We start from the raw sequence: 26,411 nt of genomic DNA on the forward strand, positions 1-26,411 counted from the left end.
ACGTCTTATTTCAGATAGGGGCGTAAGTCTCCGCGGACGGCATCCAGTAGCGTGATGAAGTGGTAATCCTCGGGCGTATCCAGGCAATCGACTCTTACACTGGTACGCATGCCTTTATCTACCTGCACCTGTTCGAAAATTTCCAGGGTCAACTTGCGGGCTGGTTTATCGCCGGGTGCCAGGGTGCCATCTTCAAGCGTAAAGGTTTCGACAAGCGTGACTCTTACCCGCGTGCTGTTGCCTTCGCTGAGCACCCGGCGAACGAACAGCCAGCCTTCGCAGGGCAGTGCATGTTGATCATTCCGCTTGCGTAAAAACAGGGTACGGTAGCAGGCGCCTTCCTTTGAGGCTTTTTCCGCCATGCTGCGATACGCTTCGACGACTTGTGTCGACGACGCTCTGGCATCTTCCAGGCGTTGCACTACGCCTAAATGCTCTCGGCTTAATTGGTCTTGCCGCTGAAATGTTTGCCACTGACGGTATTGTTCAATGAGTTGGGACGACGCCATGATCACTCCGTGAAAACAGGTGCTTGATGAATAGCCTGATAGTAACGCTACCATCACATGTTCAGATAAGCCTGACTAGCGGCGAGCACGCCGCTTGGGCGCTGCATCGCGGTCACTATGTTGGCTGGGTTTGCGTTGACTGCGCGCATTGCGCGGTTGCCGACGGCCATTTTCGATAGGCTGTGGGGTGGCATTCGGGTCCGGTTCATAGCCGGGCTCGATGTGTTTGGTCAGGGTCTGTTTTATCAGCCGTTCAATACCGCGTAACAGCGCATGCTCATCGACGCAGACCAGTGAAATCGCCTCGCCATCACTGCCAGCCCGGCCAGTGCGCCCGATACGGTGCACATAATCTTCCGCCACATTGGGTAGTTCAAAGTTGACTACATGGGGAAGCTCGTTGATATCCAGACCGCGTGCGGCAATATCAGTGGCAACCAATACCTGCAGGTCACCGCTTTTGAACGCCCCGAGCGCACGTGTTCGAGCCCCCTGGCTCTTGTTGCCATGAATGGCCATGGCCGGGATATCCTGCTTGGATAACTGTTCTGCCAGGCGGTTGGCGCCGTGCTTGGTGCGCGTGAAAACCAGCACTTGATACCATTGGTGTTGCTTGATGAGGTGCGCCAGCAGCTCGCGTTTTTTCTCACGATCCACCTGGTATACCGACTGGGCGATTTTGTCTGCCGTGGTATTGCGCGGGGCGACATCGATAAACGCAGGGTCGTTCAAAAACTGTTGCGCCAGGGTTTGAATTTCGTTCGAAAAAGTGGCGGAAAACAGTAGATTCTGACGCTTGCTCGGGACCAGTTTCAAAAGGCGTTTAATGTCGTGGATAAACCCCATGTCGAGCATGCGGTCGGCTTCATCCAGAACGACAATTTCAACGCTGGAAAGGTCAACATGTCCCTGCTGTTGCAAGTCGAGCAAACGCCCCGGCGTCGCCACCAGGATATCCAGGCCGCGTTTCAATGCGTCGACCTGGGGCTGCTGGCCGACACCGCCAAAAATAATATGCGAACGCAGAGAGAGATGTTGTCCGTACGTGGTAACACTCTCACCTACCTGGGCGGCCAGTTCGCGGGTTGGGGTTAACACCAGCGCACGCACCTGGCGTTTAGTGGCGGGTTTGCCTGCCGATAAACGCTGCAGCATGGGGAGTGTAAAACCGGCGGTTTTACCCGTTCCCGTTTGAGCACTGGCGAGCAAATCGCGGCCTTGTAACACGACGGGAATCGCTTGACGTTGAATGGGGGTCGGCTCGCGATATCCCTGGTCGGTGACAGCGCGCAGCAGGTCGGCGTCGAGGCCGAGATCAGAAAAGTTCATGCGTTCTCCCAGCGGCTGTTTACGCATGCGCATGGCATCGTTGAACAACGCACTGTTGAATGATTGGAAATGAATAACCGTAATGAATTGAAGATAACAAGGGCCGGTCACTTATGAATTGACGATTGGCGTCTTTTAGCGACATACCAGGAAGCGCATTCATGGCCGGTGACAAGATTCACTCATAACGAACGATCAATTAAGTGATCACTATATCATGCCAGAAACATTCAGTCTGGTATCTTGGCTCGATACGCATTGTGCAGCGATGTGACACGAGCAAGTGATGCAGGTGGCAGGTCAAGCGTTTCAAGAGTATGAAAAGGGAGGGCGAATAGCTGTTCGGGAGTGAATATGCCACGCGCAAACAGCTGGTTGGTCGTCGCAGGGCCAATACCGTCCAACGCCATCAAGCGGTTACCAAATAACGCCGCCCGCTCCGCGAGCTTGAGTGATGTGTCGGCGTCGGTGGGTAGCTGACGATAATACGCATCAGCTGAGGCAGCAATAAATTGTTCTGTTCGAGCCAGAGCGGCCAGGGTAGCACCAGAGGGGGTGGCAGCGGTCAGTGTTTGCCGTACGCTTGTATAAAGTGTCATGGCGCTAATCAGCAATGCCTCACTGGCAGGCTCGTGGAGGAGCTTTTCGGCTGTATGATTGAGTCTGTGAACGGCCTCGAGGGCACTTTCTGCGTACTGGGCTGTGTCCGTCATTGCCGTGTAACTCCGTTTAATCACTGGGTCGTACATCCAACGTTGCCTGGGCAATCTGCTCGCTGACTTTGTCCCAGCTTTTACCCAAGGCACGTACAAGAGCGGGGTAGCCGTCTTCTTCGAGCGGGGTGTCGGCATCGAAGGTTTCCATTGCCAACACATCGCCCTGCTGATTGAGCAGTTGCCACTGACCACTGGCGATGGCGCGACCATCCTGGCGCCCCTGGAACTGGTCTACTTCCAAGCGTAGCGTGATTGCCTGGTCGTCGCTAGCGGCGTCGCGCACTACCCGCCATGTGGGCAGCGCCTTTGAGAGACGGGCTCGCATTCCGTGTTCCAGTTGACGGCCAATGGCTTCTGCCCACTGATGGGTGTTTGCTTCCCGCAGGGTAATATCATCGGTTTGCATGACAATACCCTCGACATCCAGATAGTGCGGGAGACGAGGCGATGTCACCTGAAGCGTGCCGTCGGGGGAGGCTGGCGGGCTCGCTAGTTGCCCGCCCGGCAATATGTAGCGGGTGGAAGGCGTTGATTGGCTGGCGCAGGCACTCAGCAGCAACGGCACCAATAACATCACCACCAGTTTTCCGAATGAATGTCGCATTGTGTATCCTTACTCGCGTGGTGCGCGAGGTATCGGGTCTTCGGTTTCGACACTCTCGAACAGCAGTGCGCGTGGGTTCTCGCTTAGTGTACGAGTCAGCGGCTGGACATCGCGAATGACGCGGTCGAGCCGTTCGACCGTTGACATCAGCTCCTGGTAGGCGGCCGATTCCGGAGACAAGCCTTCCAGCGTGTTCTGCAGCTCTTCGAGCGTACGGTTTACGTTAGTGCCGATAGACTGGGTGTCAGGGTCGTTAAGTAGCTGATTCAAGGATGCGCTAACGCCGCGAACTTCCTCAAGTACAGATTCAGATGCTTGTAGATTTTGATCAAGCCCCGTTAATAACGGCTCGATTTCCAAGCCATTCAGCTTTTCCAGTAAGTCGGTCACCTGCGCCTGAATTTGCGCAAAGCCACCTGAGGTCGTGGGGAATACTGTGTGCCCTGAGAAAGATTCCGGCACATAGTGAGCGGCCAGTTCCTCGCGGAAGTTCAAATCGACAAACATTGCCCCTGTCAGCAGGTTTCCACTTTTGAGGGAGGCGCGTAAGCCTAGGGTGAACATTCGCTTGAAGCGAGCATCCCACTCATCAAGATCCACGTCGGCATTCTCGATGCCGAGTCGCTGGGGCTCGATGCGAATCAGCAACGGGATGGCAAACTGTTCCCGTGAATCCGGCTGAGGAGCTGTGAAATTCCAGGGTACGGCGGCAACGGTGCCAAGCCGAACGCCCCGAAACTCCACAGGTGCCCCCTTGGAAAGTCCGCGAACAGTATCGTCGACAAGGAGTACGTATTCCAGATAACGGTTAAAGGTACCCTGGCGAGCACTATCTTCATCGGTGTAAAGCTCGAAGCGGGTATTGTTGTCTACGGGCTGTCCCATCGGCAGGTCTTCAGGGACGCCAAAGGTGACGCCCCCGCCCAGCAATGTTTCGATGGAGTCAACGTTGACACGAACGCCGTCGGCATCGAGTCGAAAATCAATGCCGCTGGCACTCCAGAAGCGCGTACTTTCTGTAACGAGCTGATCATACGGCTCTTCAATAAATACCTGATGATGCATGGTACGTGACTCAGCATCAAAGCGGGTTTCCTCAATACGGCCGACAGTGAAGCCCTGATAGGATACCGGATCGCCCACGCGCAATGAATTACCCAGTTGGCTGATGAGGCTGACTTGCAAACCTGCGACGCCAGCAGGGGCGACAGGCGGCGTTTCCATGACTTCAAACTCGCGTTGGGGCTCAGTTGAAGAGCCTGGCTGAAGTTGAATGTAGGCACCCGACAGGACAGTACTCAACCCACTGATGCCTTCACGGCCGATACGCGGTTTCACGACCCAGAACCGGCTATCTTCGCGCAGCATGGCTTCTGCTTCAGGTTGGATGCGGGCGCGTAAAACGGCTCGGGAAAGATCGTCGGATAGCTGAACGCTTTGTACGCGGCCGATTTCAACGTTGCGACTGCGTATCAGCGTATTGCCGGCTTCGATCCCCTCCGCGTTTGGCATCGTCAAGGTGATCATGGTGCCCCGGGAGGAATAGTTGTCGTATACCAGCCATAAGCCAATGACCAGGGCGACAATCGGTACAATCCAGATGGGTGAAAGCCGTGTCTGGGGGCTGGGTTTGGCACGATGCATTGCCGCCTCGCCCTGTGGTTCGTTGGAGGGCATGTCGTTTTCGTTAGCCATTCATCATTTCCTTACGGGCGTCGCCTTGTCCTGTATATTTCGTTATGGGGGTATCCCATAGCAAACGTGGGTCAAAGGTCATGGCGGCCAGCATGGTCAGCACGACCACGGCTCCGAAGGCGAGCGCTGCCGGCCCTGGATTGATCGTCATTAACGAATCAGCGCGGATTAGCGCTACGAGAATGGCGACGACAAACACATCGACCATCGACCATCGACCGATAAACTCAGTGATCCGGTAAAGCGTTGTGCGCGTTTGCGCATTGAAAGCATCGCTACGGTTAGCCACGCTGCATAGCCAGGCCAGTGCGAACAGTTTGCCGACGGGAACAATAATGCTGGCCACAAAAATGACGCCTGCTATTGGCCAGGAGCCGCCCTGAATCAACTCGACAATGCCGCCCACGATCGTCGAAGGCGAGCTATTGCCCAGACTGGTCGTGGTCATGATGGGAAATACATTGGCAGGAATGTACATGATCGCAGCAGCCGCGAGTAATGCCCAAGTGCGTTGGACGCTATGCGGAAAGCGAGGGTGCAGCCGCTCATGACAGCGCACGCAATAATGCTTGCCGTTTGGCGCCAGCCGATTGATGAGCCCGCAGGTGGGGCAACTGGTAAGCTGCTGGGACGCGGCTGATGCCCCTGTTAGTGTGCCCTCCGGGGCGAGTGGCTCGCCTTCCAGAGCAAACCACATCCAGTCCGCATCAATCGATTGCACCGTCATCAGTAGAAGAAATGCAAAGACGCAAAACGCCCAAAACGACAGGCCCAGTTCAATATCAGCAAGCCCTGCAACCTTGATCAAGCTAACCAGGGCACCCACGATAAACACGTCGGCCATCATCCAGGGCGTTAAATGGCTCAATGAACGAGCCGTCGAGCGACTAAAGGGCAACGGGGCGTTGCGTAACAAGCCGTATTGCAGCCACAGGGTACCTATCAAATACACAGCAGGTAATACCACGATGGTCATGATAACGCCGATAGCCACCAGGGGTTGATGAAAGGCAATCAGGGTGGTTGCCGTTTCGGCAAGTTCGATACGGTTGCTCACCCCGCTGTAGCTGAAACTGACAAACGGGTAGGAGACGGCCAGTAAAAGCGCAATAAGCGAGGCCATCGCGAGCGCCATGCTGCGCTGGGCGGGGTACCGGTTACGCTTGACCAGGACATGCGAGCAACGTGGGCAGCAGGCTTTTTCACCGGATTTAAGGGGGGGTAACGCTGCTATCCAGTCACATTCGTGACAGGCGCGCAGGCGCCGCCTCTGGGTGCGGGTCTCCGGCGGTTGTTGGTCAACAAGCGGTGCATTGACCTTCAAATTGGGGTGTTTAGGTAGCCAGTTCTGGGACAAATGGTGATCTCGCTAGCGTGAGTAGGCAAAGCAATACGCTCTCGTTTATAAGTCTGTCAAATGTTGGGTAAAATTCATCGAATCGTGAATAGGTTGTCGTTGACCTTGAGCGATGAATGAATAATGATCGCCACGCTCATTTGCCGCTTATACGGTCATGTCTGGCCATTCAAGGCTCAGATCATCGACACTCCATGAAAACGCCATCCAAAGGAACCTTATGTTACTTGCTCTTATCGCCGTTGTCGTTGGCTTGATACTGCTTATCTGGAGCGCTGAAAAATTTATTGATGGCGCCGCGGCGACGTCCCGGTGGCTGGGGCTTTCCCCCCTGTTGATTGGCATGCTGGTCATCGGTTTTGGTACATCGGCTCCCGAGATGATGGTATCGGTACTGGCAGCAATGCAAGGTAATCCGGGGCTGGCGGTGGGTAATGCCTACGGTTCCAACATCGCAAATATTGGTCTGGTGCTGGGGTTTGTTGCTTTACTGGCCCCATTGGCCGTGCACTCGAGCGTCATTCGCAAAGAGATACCGTTGTTACTGGTAGTGATGCTGGTAACCGGGCTGATGCTATTGGATGGTTGGGTAGCCCGCTGGGAGGCGGTCTGTTTTTTGCTGGCATTGGTGGTATTTATCGTTATCAGCGTTGTGCGTTCTAAAGGCCAGCAGGACGATGCACTTGTCTCGGAAGTGGCGGAAACGCTGGATAGCAAGCCCATGTCGCGCGGTAAAGCCATTATGTGGACCCTGGTTGGTCTGGTGCTGTTGATTGCCAGTTCACGTCTTTTGGTCTGGGGGGCTGTCGAGATCGCTGTCGCGTTTGGCGTCAGTGACCTGATCATTGGCTTGACCGTTGTGGCGATTGGTACCTCATTACCTGAGCTGGCCTCATCGATTACCGCACTGCGACGTAATGAACACGATATGGTGCTCGGCAATGTCGTGGGGTCGAACCTGTTCAACAGCCTCGCCGTGGTGGGGTTGGCTGGCGTCATTACACCGATTGAAACCGGCCAGGAGGTGCTTCAGCGTGACTGGATTGTCATGCTGGTGATGACGGTGCTGATGATGTTGTTCGCGTTCTCCTGGAAAGGGCGCCCACGGCGTATCAACCGTTTTGAGGGCGGTGGTTTATTGGCGCTTTTTATCGCCTATACAGGCTATCTGGTGAGTGTGGTGGTGTTGGCCTGAGTCGCTTGTCACAACAGTCGCTATTGGTTGCGACTTAAAAATTGACCTGCGTCAACGCGACACGGTGAAAACCCAAAACGCATGCCGCATCCATACCTTCTAAGCTGTAAACTCAAGGGGTTGTTGATCAAATAAGCTTAGTGACTATAAAAAGAAGAGCGTGATCCAAAGGGGCTCACCTAAGCTTGTTTTAAACCTTTGAAACGAAGGTTCTATGGGGCCTTAGGAGGGAGTTATGGAACTTGATCCGCTATTGCTATCGAGACTCCAGTTCGCATTTGTTGTGTGTTTTCACGCTATCTTCCCTGTCTTCACGATTGGGCTGGCGTCCTACATTGCCGTGCTGCACGGGATATTCTATAAAACGGAAAACGATGCCTGGGATCGCCTGGCACAATTCTGGACCAAGATGTTTGCCGTTGTGTTTGGCATGGGGGTGGTGACAGGCATTGTGATGTCGTTTCAGTTCGGTACGAACTGGAGCAACTTTTCTTTTGCCACGTCAAATTTCCTTGGGCCTGTACTCAGTTACGAAGTGGTCACCGCTTTCTTCCTTGAGGCGGCGTTTCTGGGTGTATTGCTCTTCGGGCGTGGAAAAGTGCCAGAAGGGGTGCACCTTTTTGCCGCGATCATGGTGGCGGTCGGAACCTTTATTTCCTCGTTCTGGATCCTCTCTGCCAATAGCTGGATGCAAACACCTGCGGGCTATGAAATGGTGGATGGTCGCTTCCATATCACTTCCTGGATGGCGGCAATTTTCAACCCCTCCTTCTGGTATCGCTTTGTGCATATGGGCATGGCGTCGTTCCTGACCGGTGGTTTTGTGGTCGCAGGTGTCAGCGCCTGGTTCCTCCTGCGTCACCGTGATGTTGAAGCCAATAAAAAAGCCCTTTCAATGTGCCTGTGGCTGTTGCTTTTCCTGGCGCCGGCGCAGGCTGTTGTCGGTGATTTCCACGGCCTCAACACGTTAGAACATCAGCCAACCAAAGTGGCGGCAATGGAAGGTAATTGGGAAACCCAGTCCAACGTGCCACTTTTGCTGTTCGCCTTGCCCGATCAGGAAGCTCAGGAAAACCGCTTTGAAATCGGTGTTCCCAGCCTGGCCAGCCTCATTCTGACCCATAGTGCGGACGGCGTAGTCCCGGGTATCAACGAAATGGCGCCTGATGAACAGCCCCCTGTGGCGCTTGTCTTCTGGTCGTTTCGTGTGATGGTGGGGATTGGACTTTTGATGATAGCCGTCGCGACGGTTGGCTTGTTTTTACGCCGTGGAGGACGTTTCTTCCAGTCGCCGCTCTATCTTAAAACACTGGTAGGTATGATTATTTCCCCTTTCCTGGCAGTGCTGGCCGGCTGGGTGGTCACCGAGTCGGGGCGCGCGCCATGGCTGGTCTACGGTGTCATGACCCATGCTGAAGGGTTAACCCCTTCGCTGACAGGCGGTATGGCGCTGTTTACGCTGCTGGGCTACGTCGCTGTGTATGCCGTCGTGTTTTGGGTAGGTATTTACTATCTTACTCGTGTCGTGCGTAACGGCATGCTGGCGGATTCCATGGAAGTAACCGGCGAAGTCGAGCGAGCCAAACGTCCTTTCTCTGCGGCTCACACGCCTTTCGATAGTGATTATGAGGGAGCAGTCAAATGATCAGCCTTGACCTTGCAATAATCTGGGCCGGCATTATTGGCTTCGGCGTTATCATGTACGTCATTATGGACGGCTTCGATTTGGGACTGGGGATACTTTACCCCTTTGCACCGGATGAAGAGTCGCGTGATGTGATGATGAACTCAGTCGCGCCGGTGTGGGACGGCAACGAAACCTGGCTAGTATTAGGAGGGGCGGGGCTTTTAGGCGCTTTCCCGCTGGTTTACTCGGTGTTCCTGCCGGCACTTTATATTGGCGTGTTTTTGATGCTGGCGGGGTTGATCTTCCGGGGTATCTCATTTGAGTTTCGCTTCAAGTCGAAGAAAAATCGCCATTGGTGGAACCGCGCATTTTGTGGAGGATCCGCTGTCGCTGCTTTTGCTCAAGGTGCTGTCGTAGGCGCTTATATACAGGGCTTTGCGGTAGAGGATTTTGTATATGTGGGCGGTGCGCTCGATTGGCTGACACCGTTTAGCGTACTGACCGGCCTTGGCTTGATGGCAGGCTATGCGTTGCTGGGCTCGACCTGGCTGATTCTGAAGTCGGAAGGTTATGTTCAGCAGTGGGCCTACCGGATAACCCCGAAGCTGTTGCTGGCGGTGCTGGTGGTGTTTGGTATTGTCAGTCTATGGACGCCGTTGGTGAGCCCTGAGGTGCGCGACCGCTGGCTCAGCCAGATTCATTTGATCTGGGTGTTCCCCATCCTTGCGATGGTCTGTGCTTATGTGCTTTTCCGTGCCGTGAAGCGTCAGCAAGAAGGCTTGCCATTTGTCGCCTCGCTAGGCTTGTTTATCTTCACCTATCTGGGGTTGATTGCCAGCAAGTGGCCAGTCATTGTGCCACCCAACTACACGATCTGGGATGCATCTTCAGCCCCTGAATCACAGCTCTTCCTGTTGATCGGTGTTCTGTTTGTCATCCCCATCGTGCTGGCCTACACCGCCTGGACCTACTGGGTCTTCCGCGGCAAGGTGCGTGTCGGAGAGGGCTACCATTAAGTCCATGGCATCCGTTCACCGCCATAAGGAGCTTACGCCGCGCCACTGGTTAACCTTGCTTGCTGCATCAGAACGCAAGCGGCTAGCGGGCGCGGCGTTTTTTGGTGCCTTGGCAGGCTGCCACACCGTATTGATCGTGACCGGCCTGGCCTGGTTGATCGATCAACTGGTGGTTCAAAACCGGTCGCCAAGTGATTTGACGCCTGTTTTCGCGCTCCTGGCCGTCGCCGTATTATTGCGCGCGATGTGCCAGTGGGCCTCAGAGAGATTGAGTCTGGATGCCAGCCTTCGCATCAGGCGCAAGGCCCGTGCTCAGTTGCTTGATAAAATCACTGCCTTGGGCCCTGCTTGGCTGACATCACAGCAAAGTGGTGCCATTGCCGCTCAGGCGGTAGAGCATATCGACGCCTTGGACGGCTATTTTGCGCGCTATCATCCGCAACTGCGGATCACCGTGTGGGTACCGCTCGTCATTCTTGCCGTGGTGATGTGGCTGGATTATCTGGCCGCTGTGTTCCTGTTGCTGGCGGCGCCGCTGATTCCGCTGTTTATGGCCCTGGTGGGGATGGGGGCTGAGCGCATGAACCGTGATCAGTTCGCCGCCGTCGCCCGACTGTCAGCGCATTTCATAGATCGAGTGCGCGGTATCACAACGCTCCAGCTTTTTGGTCACACAGCAGCGGCACAACAGGCGGTCTGGGTGGCCTCAGACCAGTATCGACGCCTGAGCATGCGGACGTTGAAGCTGGCATTTTTATCCTCGGCGGTGCTTGAGTTCTTTTCGTCGGTGGCCATCGCGGTAGTCGCCATGTATGTCGGCTTTGGTCTGCTGGGTTATATCGAGTATGGCCCCGCCCCTTCATTGACGCTGTTCTCCGGCCTGGCGGTGTTGCTGCTGGCGCCGGAGTTCTTCCAGCCTTTGCGCACGTTATCCATGCATTATCATGATCGAGCGGCTGCATTGGGGGCGGCAGAGAGCATCGTCAATACCCTCAACGAGCCGCCAGTGATGAGTGATACCTCTCCCTCAATTACCAGAGCCGACAATGTGCTGGTGGAGCTTGAGAGGGTTCAGGTCAGCTATCCGGGGCGTGGTGTGGTGATGGGCCCCTTGGATCTCGCCCTAACGCAGGGTGATGTGATCGCTGTCAGCGGAGAGTCGGGCAGTGGCAAGTCGACATTGCTCGCGTTATTGGCAGGGTTCATTGGGCCCAGTCATGGCGAGTGTCGACATGCAGCGACGGACCAAGTCGCGTGGCTGGATCAGCAGCCCTGCCTGTTGCAGGGGAGTCTGGCCGACAATCTGCGCCTGTCGAACCCCTTGGCATCAGAAGATGCAATGCAAGCAGCGTTAAGGCGTGCCGGTTTGATTGATGTGGTCAATGGCCTTCCAGAGGGGCTGGATACCTTGCTTGGCGAGCGCGGTGTCGGTTTGTCGGGTGGCCAGGCTCAGCGTCTGGCGCTGGCGCGCGTTTACCTGAGTGGCGCACCACTGGTCCTGCTTGATGAACCGACAGCAAAGCTCGACGAGGCAACAGAGCAGGCCGTGGTGGCGGCGTTGATCGACTGGATAAAAGAAGGGCGCACGCTGGTCGTTGCTACCCATCATCCTGCGGTCATCAAAGCGGCGAATCGTCACTTCAAAATGACTCAAGGACAGATCGAGGAGATGCCCGTTTGAGGGATATCTATCGCCAATTCTTACCGTGGTTGAGATTGCTTACCCGCCGTCGGCGCGCTTTCATGTTGGGGGCCTTGCTGGCAGGGCTAACGCTTTTAGCCGGTGTTGCACTACTGGGGCTGTCTGGCTGGTTTATCACCGCCAGTGCGCTAACCGGTATTGCGCTGGCGTTGGGGATTCCCGCCATACTGGATGTCTACGTGCCGGGTGGAGGTATCCGTTTCTTTGCGCTATTGCGGACAGTCTCGCGGTACGCCGAGCGAGTCTATAATCATAATAGCGTATTGGCATTGTTGGCGGATTTGCGCTTTCGTGTATTTGGCCAATTAACCCGCCTTGATGATTCAACCCTCGGCCGTCAGCGGGCGAGTGATTGGCTGACCCGCCTGACTTCCGATATCGACACCCTGGATAATTTCTATCTCCGAGCCTTGATGCCACCTATTGTTGCGCTGCTGGGTAGCGCCATCATGGTGTTGTTTATCGCGCTGTGGCTGCCTTATGCGGCCTTGTTGGTGGCGGGCGTTCTCGGGGGGCTCTGGCTGGTCACGACAGTGGGCTTTTCCGTCTGGGGGTGGCGACAAAGCCACTACCATGTTGGTGATCAGGAGGTCTTGCGTCACTTGGTGATTGATCAGGTTCAGGCCAGCGCAGAGCTGACCAGCTATCGTAGTGATCGCTGGCACCGCGGCTTTGTCGATACTCATGAGCAGCAGGTCCTGAACAATCAGCGGCAAGTAGGTAATAAGCAGGCGCTTGGTAATTCGATTGTTGCCGCGGTGACGAGTTTGCTGGCATTAGGAGTGCTTTGGCTGGCGGGGGAGGTGTTGGCGCAAGGCCAGGTTGACGGTCCTATTGTTGTGATGGCCGTGCTGATGGCGCTGGGTATCAATGAAGCGTTCAGTGTTCTACCCAATGCGTTTGTTAGATTGGGGGCGAGTTATGCCGCTGTTGAGCGATTGAACAAACTTGAGCCGCGCGATTCGTCGCGCAGTTTTTCACCTTCAACCGCTGTGTCGTTAGACGATGGTGTGGTTTTTGAAGGCGTATCGTTGCGTTATCCCAGTTCGCTTTCCCTGGCCTTGAGCGACGTTGACTTTCGCCTTCCTGCAGGCAAACGCGCTGTGGTGACAGGCATGTCGGGGGCTGGAAAATCGACATTGGCGTCACTCATCCTGGGTCGCCTGGTGCCCACTCGCGGCGTCGTCAACGTCCTGGGGGTAGCGCCCCAAGCGTTGGCTGATACACAGCGCGCGGCGCATTTGGCAATGCTGACCCAGCAAGTGGATCTATTTGATGCTTCGCTGGCTGAGAATTTGCTCATTGCGGATCCATCTGCAAGTGATGAGCGGCTTTGGCAAGTGCTTTCTGACGTGGCGTTGGCCGATTGGGCTGAACGTTTACCCAGAGCACTCGACACAGCGGTGGGCGAAAAGGGCCAGCAACTTTCTGGGGGGCAAGCCAGGCGAGTTGCATTGGCACGGTTGATGTTGCGAGACCCGCAGATTGTGATCCTTGATGAGCCTTTTGCAAGCGTTGATGCGGTGACTGCCCAGCACTTGGCGGCTTCGCTTGATCGTTGGCTTGGCAACAGAACAGTCATCTATTTTATCCATCAAGTCGACCAGCCTTATTTGTTGCCGCATATCGATTACCACTGGCACCTGGATGCAGGTAAGCTTGGCCTTGAAGCTAATTAGACAGGAGCCCTGTATGCACGATTTTTTACGCCAGCTTCCCAAGGTAGAGCTGCATCTTCATATCGAAGGTTCGCTTGAGCCCGAGTTGATGTTCGCGCTGGCCCAGCGTAATAACATTGACTTGCCGTATGCTTCCGCTCAGGAAGCAAAAGATGCGTATGACTTTAATGATTTGCAGGCGTTTTTGGACCTTTATTTTCAGGGCATGGGCGTGCTTCGTCACGAGGAAGACTTTTACGACCTGGCGATGGACTACTTTCATCGCGCTCGTCGAGAGGGAGTCGTACATGTCGATATGCATTTCGACCCCCAGGCGCACCTTCAAAGAGGTGTTCCGCTGGAAGTGGTCATGGGTGGGCTGCTCAAAGCCAAGCAGGAAGCCGAGGAATCCATGGATTTTTCGGTTGGCATGATCATGGCGTTTTTACGTGATCGCCCGGCAGAAGAAGCCTTGCACGTCCTCGAGCAAGCTGCACCCTACTGGAAGTTTATCGATGCAATCGGTTTGGACAGTGCCGAACGCGATCATCCGCCATCTGAGTTCAAGACACTTTTTGCGCGGGCCAAAGAGATTGGTCTGGTTTGCGTAGCGCACGCAGGCGAAGAGGGGCCGGCGGACTATATCATCCAGGCTCTCGATCTTCTGGAGGTGGAGCGTATCGATCATGGCGTGCGCTGTCTGGAAAATCCGGATTTGGTGGAGCGTCTTCGTCGTGAGCAGGTCGTCCTGACGGTTTGCCCGTTATCCAATGTCTGTCTAAAAGTCGTCGATGACTTGCGTGAGCACCCTTTGCCCACTCTGCTGCATGAGGGCCTGAATGTGACCATCAGCTCTGATGATCCTGCTTACTTTGGCGGCGGAATGCTCGCCAATCATGTGGCTTGTGCGGACGCTTTCGGCTGGTCTGAAGATGTGTTTGTGAAATTGACCCGAAACGCAATTGATGCCGCGTTCGTATCCGCCGATCGGCGTGCCGACTTATTGGCCCGCTTGGCTGCCTGAACGACCATTGGCAAGAAATGTGTCGGTGCTGGTTGACCTCGCGTAAAAAAAACGTATCATACGCACCACATCGAACGGCGACGCCCTTCGATAGCTCTTTAATAATGTGATCAGGTAATTCATGTGGGCGCTTGCCGATGAGGGTGATAAATCACCAATTATCAAGGCAAGCGACTCGTCCAAGGTCTTCGGATCTTGAGAGAACGTTTGAAAACCTTGAGCCAAGTTTGATCCGCTTTTGTTACTTTCGAGTGACAAGTAAGGATCACAATGATTGTAAACTGAAGAGTTTGATCATGGCTCAGATTGAACGCTGGCGGCAGGCCTAACACATGCAAGTCGAGCGGTAACAGGTCCAGCTTGCTGGATGCTGACGAGCGGCGGACGGGTGAGTAACGCATAGGAATCTACCCGGTAGTGGGGATAACCTGGGGAAACCCAGGCTAATACCGCATACGTCCTACGGGAGAAAGGGGGCTTCGGCTCCCGCTATTGGATGAGCCTATGCCGGATTAGCTGGTTGGTGAGGTAATGGCTCACCAAGGCGACGATCCGTAGCTGGTCTGAGAGGATGATCAGCCACATCGGGACTGAGACACGGCCCGAACTCCTACGGGAGGCAGCAGTGGGGAATATTGGACAATGGGGGCAACCCTGATCCAGCCATGCCGCGTGTGTGAAGAAGGCCCTCGGGTTGTAAAGCACTTTCAGCGAGGAAGAACGCCTGTCGGTTAATACCCGGCAGGAAAGACATCACTCGCAGAAGAAGCACCGGCTAACTCCGTGCCAGCAGCCGCGGTAATACGGAGGGTGCAAGCGTTAATCGGAATTACTGGGCGTAAAGCGCGCGTAGGTGGCTTGATAAGCCGGTTGTGAAAGCCCCGGGCTCAACCTGGGAACGGCATCCGGAACTATTAGGCTAGAGTGCAGGAGAGGAAGGTAGAATTCCCGGTGTAGCGGTGAAATGCGTAGAGATCGGGAGGAATACCAGTGGCGAAGGCGGCCTTCTGGACTGACACTGACACTGAGGTGCGAAAGCGTGGGTAGCAAACAGGATTAGATACCCTGGTAGTCCACGCCGTAAACGATGTCGACCAGCCGTTGGGTGCCTAGCGCACTTTGTGGCGAAGTTAACGCGATAAGTCGACCGCCTGGGGAGTACGGCCGCAAGGTTAAAACTCAAATGAATTGACGGGGGCCCGCACAAGCGGTGGAGCATGTGGTTTAATTCGATGCAACGCGAAGAACCTTACCTACCCTTGACATCCTGCGAACTTGTGAGAGATCACTTGGTGCCTTCGGGAGCGCAGAGACAGGTGCTGCATGGCTGTCGTCAGCTCGTGTTGTGAAATGTTGGGTTAAGTCCCGTAACGAGCGCAACCCTTGTCCCTATTTGCCAGCGATTCGGTCGGGAACTCTAGGGAGACTGCCGGTGACAAACCGGAGGAAGGTGGGGACGACGTCAAGTCATCATGGCCCTTACGGGTAGGGCTACACACGTGCTACAATGGCCGGTACAAAGGGCTGCGAGCTCGCGAGAGTCAGCGAATCCCTTAAAGCCGGTCTCAGTCCGGATCGGAGTCTGCAACTCGACTCCGTGAAGTCGGAATCGCTAGTAATCGTGCATCAGAATGGCACGGTGAATACGTTCCCGGGCCTTGTACACACCGCCCGTCACACCATGGGAGTGGACTGCACCAGAAGTGGTTAGCCTAACGTTGGAGGGCGATCACCACGGTGTGGTTCATGACTGGGGTGAAGTCGTAACAAGGTAGCCGTAGGGGAACCTGCGGCTGGATCACCTCCTTAAACGATGCATCATCCTCGCGGTAAGCGCTCACAATGAATTACCTGATCACGTGATAGAGCAAACGGTTTAAGCACGAACCCTCTTGGGTCTGTAGCTCAGTTGGTTAGAGCGCACCCCCTGACCTTAAATGGAAAGGAGGGTGAGGTCGGCCAGCCGATGCAGTAACGAGAGGTCGTTAGAAGCACGGGTCTGTAGCTCAGTTGGTTAGAGCGCACCCCTGATAAGGGTGAGGTCGGCAGTTCAAGTCTGCCCAGACCCACCAAATTCCTGTAATACGGCGTTAAAATGTTCCTCGTATAGCAGGCTATACGTCGTCGCATTTTGCCTTGTCTTACAGAAATTTGTGGAAATAAAGTGCTACAAGATGGGGCCATAGCTCAGCTGGGAGAGCGCCTGCCTTGCACGCAGGAGGTCAGCGGTTCGATCCCGCTTGGCTCCACCATTACTTTTAGTTTACTACCCGTTTACTCATGTTTTGTGACCATTGATAAGTCAAGACGCACTCACTGCGTTGCCTTATCACTGTTCATCGAACAGTCGCTCTTTAACAATGTATATCATGCTGACATGAACGTTTTTTTAAGACGTTCATACGTAATTGTTTTGTGATACGTCTCAAGCGTATCCGGCAATCGTTATCGTTGCGAGACACCAGACCCCTTCGGGTTATAGGGTCAAGCAATGAAGCGCACACGGTGGATGCCTAGGCAGCCAGAGGCGATGAAAGACGTGGAAGCCTGCGATAAGGCTCGGCGAGGTGGCAAACAACCTGTGACCCGGGCATTTCTGAATGGGGAAACCCACTCATCATCAGATGAGTATCCCCCACTGAATATATAGGTGGGGGAGGCGAACCAGGGGAACTGAAACATCTAAGTACCCTGAGGAAAAGAAATCAACCGAGATTCCCCCAGTAGCGGCGAGCGAACGGGGACCAGCCCTTAAGCATGAGACTGACTAGCCGAACACGTTGGGAAGCGTGGCCGTAGCGGGTGATAGCCCCGTAGTCGAAAGTCTGATCATGTGAAATCGAGTAGGTCGGGGCACGAGAAACCTTGACTGAAGACGGGGGGACCATCCTCCAAGGCTAAATACTCCTGGCTGACCGATAGTGAACCAGTACCGTGAGGGAAAGGCGAAAAGAACCCCGGAGAGGGGAGTGAAATAGATCCTGAAACCGTGTGCGTACAAGCAGTAGGAGCAGACTTGTTCTGTGACTGCGTACCTTTTGTATAATGGGTCAGCGACTTATATTCAGTGGCGAGGTTAACCGCATAGGGGAGCCGTAGGGAAACCGAGTCTTAACTGGGCGACACAGTCGCTGGATATAGACCCGAAACCGAGCGATCTATCCATGAGCAGGTTGAAGATTGAGTAACATCAATTGGAGGACCGAACCAGGATCTGTTGAAAAAGATTTGGATGACTTGTGGATCGGAGTGAAAGGCTAATCAAGCTCGGAGATAGCTGGTTCTCCTCGAAAGCTATTTAGGTAGCGCCTCACGTATCACCGCCGGGGGTAGAGCACTGTTTCGGCTAGGGGGTCATCCCGACTTACCAACCCGAGGCAAACTCCGAATACCGGTGAGTGCGAGCGTGGGAGACACACAGCGGGTGCTAACGTCCGTTGTGAAAAGGGAAACAACCCAGACCGTCAGCTAAGGTCCCGAAATCCTGGTTAAGTGGGAAACGATGTGGGAAGGCTCAGACAGCTAGGAGGTTGGCTTAGAAGCAGCCATCCTTTAAAGAAAGCGTAATAGCTCACTAGTCGAGTCGGCCTGCGCGGAAGATGTAACGGGGCTAAACCAGGTACCGAAGCTACGGGTTCACACTTAGGTGTGAGCGGTAGAGGAGCGTCGTGTACGCCGATGAAGGTGAATTGAGAAGTTCGCTGGAGGTATCACGAGTGCGAATGCTGACATGAGTAACGATAAAGGGAGTGAAAAACTCCCTCGCCGGAAGACCAAGGGTTTCTGTTCGACGCTAATCGGAGCAGAGTGAGTCGGCCCCTAAGGCGAGGCCGAAAGGCGTAGTCGATGGGAAACGGGTCAATATTCCCGTACCGGACATGATTGCGATGGGGGGACGAAGAAGGCTAGGTGAGCCAGGCGTTGGTAGTCCTGGTGAAAGTCGGTAGGCTGAGGGCTCAGGTAAATCCGGGCGCTCAAGGCCGAGAGACGAGACGAAGACACCACGGTGTTGAAGTCATCGATGCCACGCTTCCAGGAAAAGCCTCTAAGCTTCAGATCATGTGCGACCGTACCCCAAACCGACACAGGTGGTCAGGGTGAGAATCCCAAGGCGCTTGAGAGAACTCGGGTGAAGGAACTAGGCAAAATGGTGCCGTAACTTCGGGAGAAGGCACGCCGGCGTATTGTGAGAGCCCTCGCGGCTTCAGCGAGAACCGGTCGAAGATACCAGGTGGCTGCAACTGTTTAGTAAAAACACAGCACTCTGCTAACGCGTAAGCGGACGTATAGGGTGTGACGCCTGCCCGGTGCCGGAAGGTTAAGTGATGGTGTTAGCCGCAAGGCGAAGCTCTTGATCGAAGCCCCGGTAAACGGCGGCCGTAACTATAACGGTCCTAAGGTAGCGAAATTCCTTGTCGGGTAAGTTCCGACCTGCACGAATGGCGTAATGATGGCCACGCTGTCTCCACCCGAGACTCAGTGAAATTGAAATCGCCGTGAAGATGCGGTGTACCCGCGGCTAGACGGAAAGACCCCGTGAACCTTTACTATAGCTTCACACTGGACGCTGATGTTGCCTGTGTAGGATAGCTGGGAGGCTTAGAAACCCGGACGCCAGTTCGGGTGGAGCCAGCCTTGAAATACCAGCCTGGCATCATTGGCGTTCTCACTCAGGTCCGTTATCCGGATCGAGGACAGTGTGTGGTGGGTAGTTTGACTGGGGCGGTCTCCTCCCAAAGCGTAACGGAGGAGCACGAAGGTACCCTCAGCACGGTCGGACATCGTGCAATGAGTGCAAGAGCATAAGGGTGCTTGACTGCGAGACAGACACGTCGAGCAGGTGCGAAAGCAGGTTCTAGTGATCCGGTGGTTCTGTATGGAAGGGCCATCGCTCAACGGATAAAAGGTACTCCGGGGATAACAGGCTGATACCGCCCAAGAGTTCACATCGACGGCGGTGTTTGGCACCTCGATGTCGGCTCATCACATCCTGGGGCTGAAGTCGGTCCCAAGGGTATGGCTGTTCGCCATTTAAAGTGGTACGCGAGCTGGGTTTAGAACGTCGTGAGACAGTTCGGTCCCTATCTGCCGTGGGCGTTGGATGTTTGAGAAGGGCTGCTCCTAGTACGAGAGGACCGGAGTGGACGCACCTCTGGTGTTCCGGTTGTCACGCCAGTGGCATTGCCGGGTAGCTATGTGCGGACGGGATAACCGCTGAAAGCATCTAAGCGGGAAGCCCCCTTCAAGATGAGACATCCCTGAGGCCTAGAGCCTCCTGAAGGGCCCAGCGAGACCAGCTGGTTGATAGGCACGGTGTGGACGCGCTGCAAGGCGTTGAGCTAACGTGTACTAATGGCCCGTGAGGCTTGACCCTATAACACCCAAGGGGTCTGGTCGTGATGATAACGACGCGTGTGAAGACACGCAGAGAACCGGATACGCGTACTGAGCCAAGTGGTGATGACACAGGGCTTGGTAAGAGACGCACACAAAGCACAGCATGATATGCATTTAAAGTTACGCCTGACGACCATAGCAAGCGTGAACCACCTGATCCCTTGCCGAACTCAGCAGTGAAACCGCTTCGCGCCGATGGTAGTGTGGGGTCTCCCCATGCGAGAGTAGGTCATCGTCAGGCACCTATACCGCAGAAAACCCAGCCAATCGGCTGGGTTTTTTGTTTAGGGGTCTCCCCATGGAGAGTAGCGGAGAGCCGCCCTGGTCATCGTCAGGCACCTATACCGCAGAAACCCCCGAGCACATCGTGCTCGGGGGTTTTTGTGTGCGTGGAAGAAAAGCCGTCGTTAAGACGGCGGCTTTTTAAAAATGGTGATTAATTATCCCTGTGATGCTGACAAATACCACCCGCCCAGGTTTCATAGATGGCTCGGTCGTCGGCCAGCATCATCAAAGCGAACAAGCGTTCTCCCAGCGTTTTACAGTGATTGATGCGACGCTTAAGCAGCGACGTTGCCTGGGTGTCGATCACTACAAAGTCAGCCTCAAGCGTGGGCGCCAATTGGCCGATATGGCTATCCAGCGAGAGTGCCTTTGCATTTCCTTTGGTCAAACCATAAAACCCCTGCCAGGCGGTAAGGGGCTGTCCGCGTAGCTGACCAACTTGATAGGCGCTTTTGAGTGTGTCAAATCCGGAAAGGTCAGTGCCTGCACCGATATCGCTGGCGTAGGTAAATGCCATGCCGGTTTCACTAGCGGCCTCCCGGTCAAATAGTCCGCTGCCAAGGAAGAGGTTAGAGCTAGGGCAAAAAGCAATATTTGCACCGCGTTCCGCCAACCGCTTACGCATACCGTTATCAAGATGAATACCGTGTGCAAAGGTGCTGCGAGGGCCGACAAGCCCCGCTTCTTCATACACCGACAGGTAGTCACGGCTGCCGGGAAAAAGCTCTGCCACCCAGTCCAGCTCCCCGCTGTTTTCCGCTAGATGAGTCTGTAACCAGAGGCTCGGGTCGTTACGTAGAAGGGCGCCTGCCGCATCCATTTGCGTTTTGGTCGATGTTGGCGCAAAGCGTGGGGTAACGCTATACCCCAACCGCTGCTTGCCGTGCCAGTCTTCAATCAGTCGCTCGCTGGCGGCAATACCCGTCGTGCCGTCCATAAGCGCCTCTGGCGCGTTACGATCCATCAATACCTTGCCGGCCAGCATGCGTAGTCGACGTTTTTGACAGGCAGTAAAGAAAGCATCCACGGACCCTTGATGGCTTGAGCCAAATACCTGCGACGTCGTGGTGCCTGCACGCAGCATTTCATCCAGAAAGGCATTTGATAATGCCTCTGCGTGCTCATGATTGGCAAAGCGACATTCCTCAGGGAAGGTATAGTCATTGAGCCAATCCAGCAGTTGCCGACCATAAGACGCCATTATATCCAACTGGACATAGTGAACATGGGTATCGATAAACCCCGGCATGATCAGCTTATCGCGATAGTCCAATACATCACTGTTTTCTGGTAGTGACGGCAATAATTCATTGAAATGGCCGACGGCATGAATATGCTGACCTTTCAACCAGAGCAATCCGTCGCCGTAATGCTCTAAACTGCCCGGCTCGGGCGTATCGCCAATGCCAGGGTCGCGGGCAAAACTAATCAATTCGGCACGAATCAACGTATCGGTAGTGGAATTCATATTAACTCTGGGTCGTTTTCGTATCGCCAACTAAAGCACGTACAGCGTTAGGCTCAAGGCCACGTGTTTCTGGTGAGGTGGGTTTGTCGGTTAGCCACAGCAATTCGGTGACCACCGTCATCGCAATGGCATAGGGGGTCTTATTATTGAGTTTGGTGGCGTGGATGCGTCCGATGGGGCTTCGCACACGCTCTATTTTCCCGGCGTCATGGCCTTCTCGCTGGAGACGTCCCTGAAAGCTTGACCATTTACTGTCGCTGCCAATTAGCCCGATGGATGCCACATCATCTCGCTCAATGAGGGCTGTGATGAGGGCGTAATCCTGATCGTGGCTATGGGTTAGTACGAGTGCATGCGTTTGCGGCGGTAATTCTGCGACCGTCCGATGGACATCGCCAAGTGTATGACAGCTAAGGCGTGATTGCTGTGACGTCTGCTCACTAAATATATCGCTTCGGCTATCGTACCAGTGCAGTTGCCAAGGCAACGGTGCGCTTAAGTTAACGATTTCGCGACCGACATGGCCCGCACCAAAGATAGCGACATGGGCTTCTGAACCTGGAAAGACTTCCAGCAGAATGTTGACGAAGCCGCCGCAGCACTGGCCGCTGCGGCCCCCCAGCGAGAAGGCTTCAAGGTGAAGGCCATAACGCTGATGGTATAAATAATCCCGCGCCGCGCTGATCGTCTGCCACTCGAAAGTACCGCCACCTAGCGTATCGAAGATAGCCTCTTCAGTAATCACCATTCGCGCACCAGGCTCGCGGGGTGTCGAGCCTGCGCTGGTCACCTGAGTTGCTAGTACATGGGGGATGCCGTCGCGCTGTAAGCGATGCAGCGCCGCATGCCAGCTTTCTGGAGTGGGTAAGGTCATAGTGCTTTCTGCCTGATGGCATTTGCTGCCAACATGACCCGTTCAGGTGTTGCCGGGGTATCAAGATGGGGGGATACCTGATAGCCCGTCAGGCTTGAAAGGGCATCTCGTAATGCCGACCACACGCAAATCCCCAGCATGAAGGGCGGCTCGCCAACGGCTTTGGAGCGATAAAGGCTCGCCATGGAGTTGGGGTGGCCTTCCAGAAGTTCGACATTGAAAATCAGTGGCAGGTCGCCGAACGTGGGGATCTTATAAGTTGCCGGCCCGTCGGTGATCAGCATGCCTTTATCATTCCATTTGAGCTCTTCGCTGGTCAGCCACCCCATGCCCTGTATAAAGCCGCCTTCCACCTGGCCCATGTCAATGGCAGGATTAAGTGAATCGCCCACATCGTGGAGTATATCCACGCGCTCCACCTGATATTCACCCGTCAGTGTATCTACGCTGACTTCGCCTACTGCTGCGCCGAAGGCATAGTAATAGAAAGGGCGACCCTGGCCGTCGGCGCGGTTGTAGTAAATCAGCGGCGTTGCATAAAAGCCTTTTTCCGACAGTGAAATACGGTTTAGGTAGGCGGTCTGGACGAGCTCACCCCAAGCGATGCGGCGCTCACTTTCGCCAATGCCGGCAATCAGCATACCGTCCTCCAGGCGCATGCCTTCACGACCCAGGCCTTCTGAATAGTGCTCGGCGGCAAAATCGAACAGTCGCTCCCTCAGCTTGCTGGCGGCGTCCCGCGCCGCCATGCCGTTCAGGTCGGCACCGCTGGAGGCGGCGGTGGGCGATGTATTGGGTACCTTGTCTGTGCGGGTTGCACTGATGCGGACGCTGTCCAGATCCAGCCCCAGTTCTCGAGCGACTACCTGACAGATTTTGGTATGTAGGCCCTGACCCATTTCCGTGCCGCCGTGGTTGATCATGATACTGCCATCGGTATACACATGAAGCAGCGCGCCGGCCTGATTCAGGTGCTGAGCAGTAAATGAGATGCCAAATTTGACCGGGGTAAGAGCGAGGCCCTTTTTGATAATTGGGCTTGCCGCATTGAACGATGTAATGGCCTTACGACGCGACCAATAGTCACTGCTGTGTTCCAGCGTGTCCACCAGGGTGTGAAGCAATTGGATCTGATCGACCTGCTGGCCATAGTGGGTAATGTCGCGACCCTGGCGATAGAAATTGCGCTTCCGGATGGTCAGTGGGTCCTCGCCGATCCGGCGGGCGATGTCATCCATGGCGGCCTCAATGATCATCATTCCTTGAGGCCCTCCAAAGCCTCGAAAAGCAGTGTTTGAGGCCGTATGGGTCTTGGCGCGATGCCCTGTCACGCGCGCATTGCCCAACGAGTAAGCGTTATCGGCATGAAACATGGCACGATCGACGATGGCGTCTGAAAGGTCGGGCGAGTAGCCGCAGTCGCCGATCACGGTGATCTCGCCGCCTTCGATGACCCCCTGATGATCGATCGCCAACTGATAGCGGTTATGGAAAGGATGCCGCTTGCCCGTGGCGTGGGTATCCTCGCTGCGTGGCAACCGTAGGCGAATGGCCTTGCCCGTTCGGCGCGCAAAAAGCGCTGCCATACAGGCCCAGGGAGAGGCCTGGGTTTCTTTGCCGCCAAAGCCACCGCCCATGCGGCGAACTTCAACGGTTACCGCGTGAAAAGGAATGCCGAGCACTTCGGCAACGAGCTTTTGGGTTTCGCTTGGGTGCTGGTTGGAGGTATGGACGATGACGCCTTCATCTTCGCTGGGCAATACAATGCATGCCTGTCCTTCCAGGTAAAAATGCTCCTGGCCGCCAATAAAAAGCTCGCCTTCGATGTGCTGCGATGCTTGTTCCAGGGTTGCCTGCCAATCACCACGCTCTTGAACGTGGGTGGGGCGAACGAACTCTTCACGCTCGGTCGCCGCGACAGGATCAAGGCTGGCGGGTTGTTCGTCGATATCCAGCTTGGCAAGTTTCACGGCCCGGCGCGCGGCCAGTAAGGTTGTTGCAGCCACGGCAAAGAGGCATTGGCCTGCATAGCTGATTTCCCGGTCCACAAAGATAGGATCACCCGGGAATACCGGGCCAATGTCAGTGTGCCCCGGTACGTCATCAAACGTTATAACATCGATAACCCCAGGTGCCTGCCTGACCCCCTCAAGGTTGAGCTTGGTTAATGTGCCATGGGCGACAGGCGACAAGCCAAGTGCAACGTGCAGGGCATCAGCCGGCGTTTTGATATCGTCAATATAAGCTGCCTTACCCGTGACGTGTTTATTAGCGCTTTCGTGAAAGCTTGCACTGCCCGCCTGGCGTTGACTCTGGTTATCGACCGTATGGCGAGCAAGTGGGCCGGAGCCTTGAATATGGTCATGCAATTCACGGCGTGCACGGTGGCTGTCGACATCGAGTTTAGTGAGCGTACGCATGGAGCATCACCTCCTGATTGGGCGCGCAAAGCGTCAGGTACAGGCGCTCTAGCAGGTTGCGAGCGGCTTGTTGGCGATAAAGCTGGCTACCCCGCACATCGCTCATGGGATGAAATTCGTTGTCAAGCGCCTGCTGTGCGGCTTGGAAGCTGGCTTTCGACAGTGGCTGGCCTTCCAGTGCTTTCTCGGTCGCAAGGGCTCGTTTAGGGGTTGCGGCCATGCCGCCGAACGCGATGCGCACGTCGTGCATGACACCTGCCTCCAGGCGGTAGCAGAAAGCGCCCAACACCGCTGATATATCATCCTCCCGCCGCTTGGAGAGCTTCCAGACACGCAGCATGCTGTTATCAGCCAGTTTGGGAACAAATACCCGGCTGACAATTTCATCTGCTGCCAGCGCGGTTTTTTTATAGTCGATAAAAAAAGTACTCAAAGGAATTTGCCGAGAGCCGTCAGCGTTTGCCAGTTCTACCCAGGCATCGAGTGCCAGCAAAACGGGGGGGGTATCGCCAATGGGAGACGCATTGGCGATATTGCCGCCGATGGTGCCTGTATTGCGTATTTGTTGGGAGCCGAGACGGTGTAGCAAATGGGCAAAGGCCGGGAAGTGGGTGTCCAACAGCGGCTCAAGCTGGGTATAGGTGACGCCAGCGCCTACCCACCAGCCTGATTGTTCCTGAAAAGTGGCTTCCTCAATCCGGCGGAGCTCGTTAACCCGGGAAACATCAATCAGTTGATCCAGTTCGACAAGGCGCTGAGTGTTTTCCAGCCATAAATCCGTTGCACCGGCGACGAGGCGCGCATTGGGGTAACAACGGCGCACTCTGGTGAGTTCAACCAGGGTGGTTGGCTGGGCAAACAGCGATGCGTTGTTTTCTACCCGCTCAGAATCGGGCGCTGATGCAACTGGCGGTGAGGCGTCAAACCATTGGGGGGCCTGCCAGGAAAATGATTGCATGCTCAAGGCCGCATCGCGGATAGGGCGATAGCCGGTGCAGCGGCATAAATTGCCACCTAGCACGGCTTCAAGGCGTTCAGGGGTCAAAGGGGCCGGACGGTGCTCCTGAGTGGTATGCAGCGTAAACAGCGACATGACGATACCCGGCGTACAAAAACCGCACTGACTGCCGTGACATTCAACCATGGCCTGTTGCGCAGGGTGCAACTGACTGCCTTGCGCCAAGCCTTCGATAGTGACCAAGTGGCGACTGCTAAGCTGATGTGCTGGCGTGATGCAGGCATTGATGCTTTGAAAGCACGCTTGAGCATCACTAGGGTTGCGAATGGCAACCGTACAGGCGCCACAATCGCCGGAGGCGCAACCTTCTTTGGTGCCCGTCATCCCCAAATGGTCGCGTAATAGCGTTAAAATGCTTGTGTCCGGTGGCACATCGCATTGCTTGGGGATGCCATTGAGCAAAAACTCAATCGTCGCCATACCAAACTCCATCTTCATTGTTTTGACCGATCGGTCAATATCATTTGAGCTTGAGACAAAATCGGCGGTTATGCAAGGCTTCGAGTGTTGCACCGGT

16 protein-coding genes, 2 tRNA genes and 3 rRNA genes are annotated in these 26,411 nt (G+C 55.1%); 11 read left to right on the plus strand and 10 right to left on the minus strand.

All coding sequences use genetic code 11. From position 1 onward, the window contains the following. Positions 1 to 5: 5 nt before the first annotated feature. The 6 genes from IT895_RS08490 to IT895_RS08515 form a co-directional block, all read right to left on the minus strand. A complete protein-coding gene (locus IT895_RS08490) occupies positions 6 to 509 on the minus strand; it encodes a hypothetical protein (protein ID WP_199285266.1) in 504 nt (167 codons plus the stop codon). Positions 510 to 584: 75 nt separating this feature from the next. After that, positions 585 to 1,838, minus strand: a complete 1,254-nt coding sequence (locus tag IT895_RS08495; protein WP_085919388.1) for a DEAD/DEAH box helicase — start codon at positions 1,836 to 1,838, stop codon at positions 585 to 587. A 230-nt stretch (positions 1,839 to 2,068) separates the two neighbouring features. Continuing rightward, positions 2,069 to 2,551, minus strand: a complete 483-nt coding sequence (locus IT895_RS08500; RefSeq protein WP_199285267.1) for a hypothetical protein — start codon at positions 2,549 to 2,551, stop codon at positions 2,069 to 2,071. A 16-nt stretch (positions 2,552 to 2,567) separates the two neighbouring features. Next, positions 2,568 to 3,158, minus strand: coding sequence for a PqiC family protein (locus IT895_RS08505; protein WP_085919373.1), 591 nt, complete (start codon positions 3,156 to 3,158; stop codon positions 2,568 to 2,570). A gap of 9 nt (positions 3,159 to 3,167) precedes the next feature. Beyond that, on the minus strand, positions 3,168 to 4,853 hold the full coding sequence (gene pqiB / locus IT895_RS08510) for an intermembrane transport protein PqiB (RefSeq protein ID WP_085919374.1): 1,686 nt from the start codon (positions 4,851 to 4,853) through the stop codon (positions 3,168 to 3,170). After that, positions 4,846 to 6,210: a paraquat-inducible protein A gene (locus IT895_RS08515; RefSeq protein ID WP_085919375.1), complete on the minus strand. Its 1,365-nt coding sequence runs from the start codon at positions 6,208 to 6,210 to the stop codon at positions 4,846 to 4,848. The genes pqiB and IT895_RS08515 overlap by 8 nt, the downstream gene beginning before the upstream one ends. 220 nt (positions 6,211 to 6,430) lie before the next feature. Here IT895_RS08515 and IT895_RS08520 point away from each other — a divergent pair, with 220 nt between their 5' ends. The 11 genes from IT895_RS08520 (at position 6,431) to rrf (ending at position 20,070) form a co-directional block, all read left to right on the plus strand. Next, positions 6,431 to 7,405 carry a calcium/sodium antiporter gene (locus IT895_RS08520; protein ID WP_199285268.1) on the plus strand — a complete coding sequence of 325 codons (975 nt, stop codon included), beginning with the start codon at positions 6,431 to 6,433 and terminating at the stop codon, positions 7,403 to 7,405. A gap of 235 nt (positions 7,406 to 7,640) precedes the next feature. After that, on the plus strand, positions 7,641 to 9,050 hold the full coding sequence (locus IT895_RS08525; RefSeq protein ID WP_085919377.1) for a cytochrome ubiquinol oxidase subunit I: 1,410 nt from the start codon (positions 7,641 to 7,643) through the stop codon (positions 9,048 to 9,050). Further along, entirely contained in the window at positions 9,047 to 10,048 is a 1,002-nt protein-coding gene (gene cydB / locus IT895_RS08530) for a cytochrome d ubiquinol oxidase subunit II (protein ID WP_085919378.1), read from the plus strand. Before IT895_RS08525 ends, cydB begins: the two co-directional genes overlap by 4 nt. 4 nt (positions 10,049 to 10,052) lie before the next feature. Continuing rightward, a complete protein-coding gene (cydD, locus tag IT895_RS08535) occupies positions 10,053 to 11,729 on the plus strand; it encodes a thiol reductant ABC exporter subunit CydD (protein ID WP_199285269.1) in 1,677 nt (558 codons plus the stop codon). Beyond that, positions 11,726 to 13,429: a thiol reductant ABC exporter subunit CydC gene (cydC, locus tag IT895_RS08540; protein ID WP_199285270.1), complete on the plus strand. Its 1,704-nt coding sequence runs from the start codon at positions 11,726 to 11,728 to the stop codon at positions 13,427 to 13,429. The genes cydD and cydC overlap by 4 nt, the downstream gene beginning before the upstream one ends. Positions 13,430 to 13,442: 13 nt before the next feature. Beyond that, positions 13,443 to 14,432, plus strand: a complete 990-nt coding sequence (locus IT895_RS08545) for an adenosine deaminase (protein ID WP_085919381.1) — start codon at positions 13,443 to 13,445, stop codon at positions 14,430 to 14,432. A gap of 278 nt (positions 14,433 to 14,710) precedes the next feature. Then, positions 14,711 to 16,241, plus strand: a 16S ribosomal RNA gene (locus IT895_RS08550). Positions 16,242 to 16,427: 186 nt separating this feature from the next. Further along, positions 16,428 to 16,504 (plus strand) — tRNA-Ile (locus tag IT895_RS08555). 104 nt (positions 16,505 to 16,608) lie between these two features. Further along, positions 16,609 to 16,684, plus strand: a tRNA-Ala gene (locus IT895_RS08560). Between the two features lie 230 nt (positions 16,685 to 16,914). After that, positions 16,915 to 19,806: ribosomal RNA gene (locus tag IT895_RS08565) — 23S ribosomal RNA — on the plus strand. Positions 19,807 to 19,954: 148 nt separating this feature from the next. Next, positions 19,955 to 20,070 (plus strand): 5S ribosomal RNA (rrf, locus tag IT895_RS08570). The 16S, 23S and 5S rRNA genes sit together here with 2 tRNA genes alongside, the layout of an rRNA operon. 195 nt (positions 20,071 to 20,265) lie before the next feature. Here the strand turns inward: rrf and guaD are convergent. From guaD to xdhA, 4 genes are read right to left on the minus strand one after another with little or no spacing between them, the layout of a single operon-like run. Next, positions 20,266 to 21,582: a guanine deaminase gene (gene guaD, locus IT895_RS08575; RefSeq protein WP_085920444.1), complete on the minus strand. Its 1,317-nt coding sequence runs from the start codon at positions 21,580 to 21,582 to the stop codon at positions 20,266 to 20,268. Between the two features lies 1 nt (position 21,583). Continuing rightward, a complete protein-coding gene (xdhC, locus tag IT895_RS08580; protein WP_199285271.1) occupies positions 21,584 to 22,456 on the minus strand; it encodes a xanthine dehydrogenase accessory protein XdhC in 873 nt (290 codons plus the stop codon). Continuing rightward, positions 22,453 to 24,876, minus strand: coding sequence for a xanthine dehydrogenase molybdopterin binding subunit (gene xdhB, locus IT895_RS08585; protein ID WP_199285272.1), 2,424 nt, complete (start codon positions 24,874 to 24,876; stop codon positions 22,453 to 22,455). Before xdhB ends, xdhC begins: the two co-directional genes overlap by 4 nt. Continuing rightward, positions 24,860 to 26,314 carry a xanthine dehydrogenase small subunit gene (xdhA, locus tag IT895_RS08590; RefSeq protein WP_199285273.1) on the minus strand — a complete coding sequence of 485 codons (1,455 nt, stop codon included), beginning with the start codon at positions 26,312 to 26,314 and terminating at the stop codon, positions 24,860 to 24,862. Before xdhA ends, xdhB begins: the two co-directional genes overlap by 17 nt. Between the last annotated feature and the right edge of the window lie 97 nt (positions 26,315 to 26,411).

The organism is Halomonas sp. A40-4 (genome assembly GCF_015767635.1).
Lineage (GTDB): Bacteria > Pseudomonadota > Gammaproteobacteria > Pseudomonadales > Halomonadaceae > Vreelandella > Vreelandella janggokensis.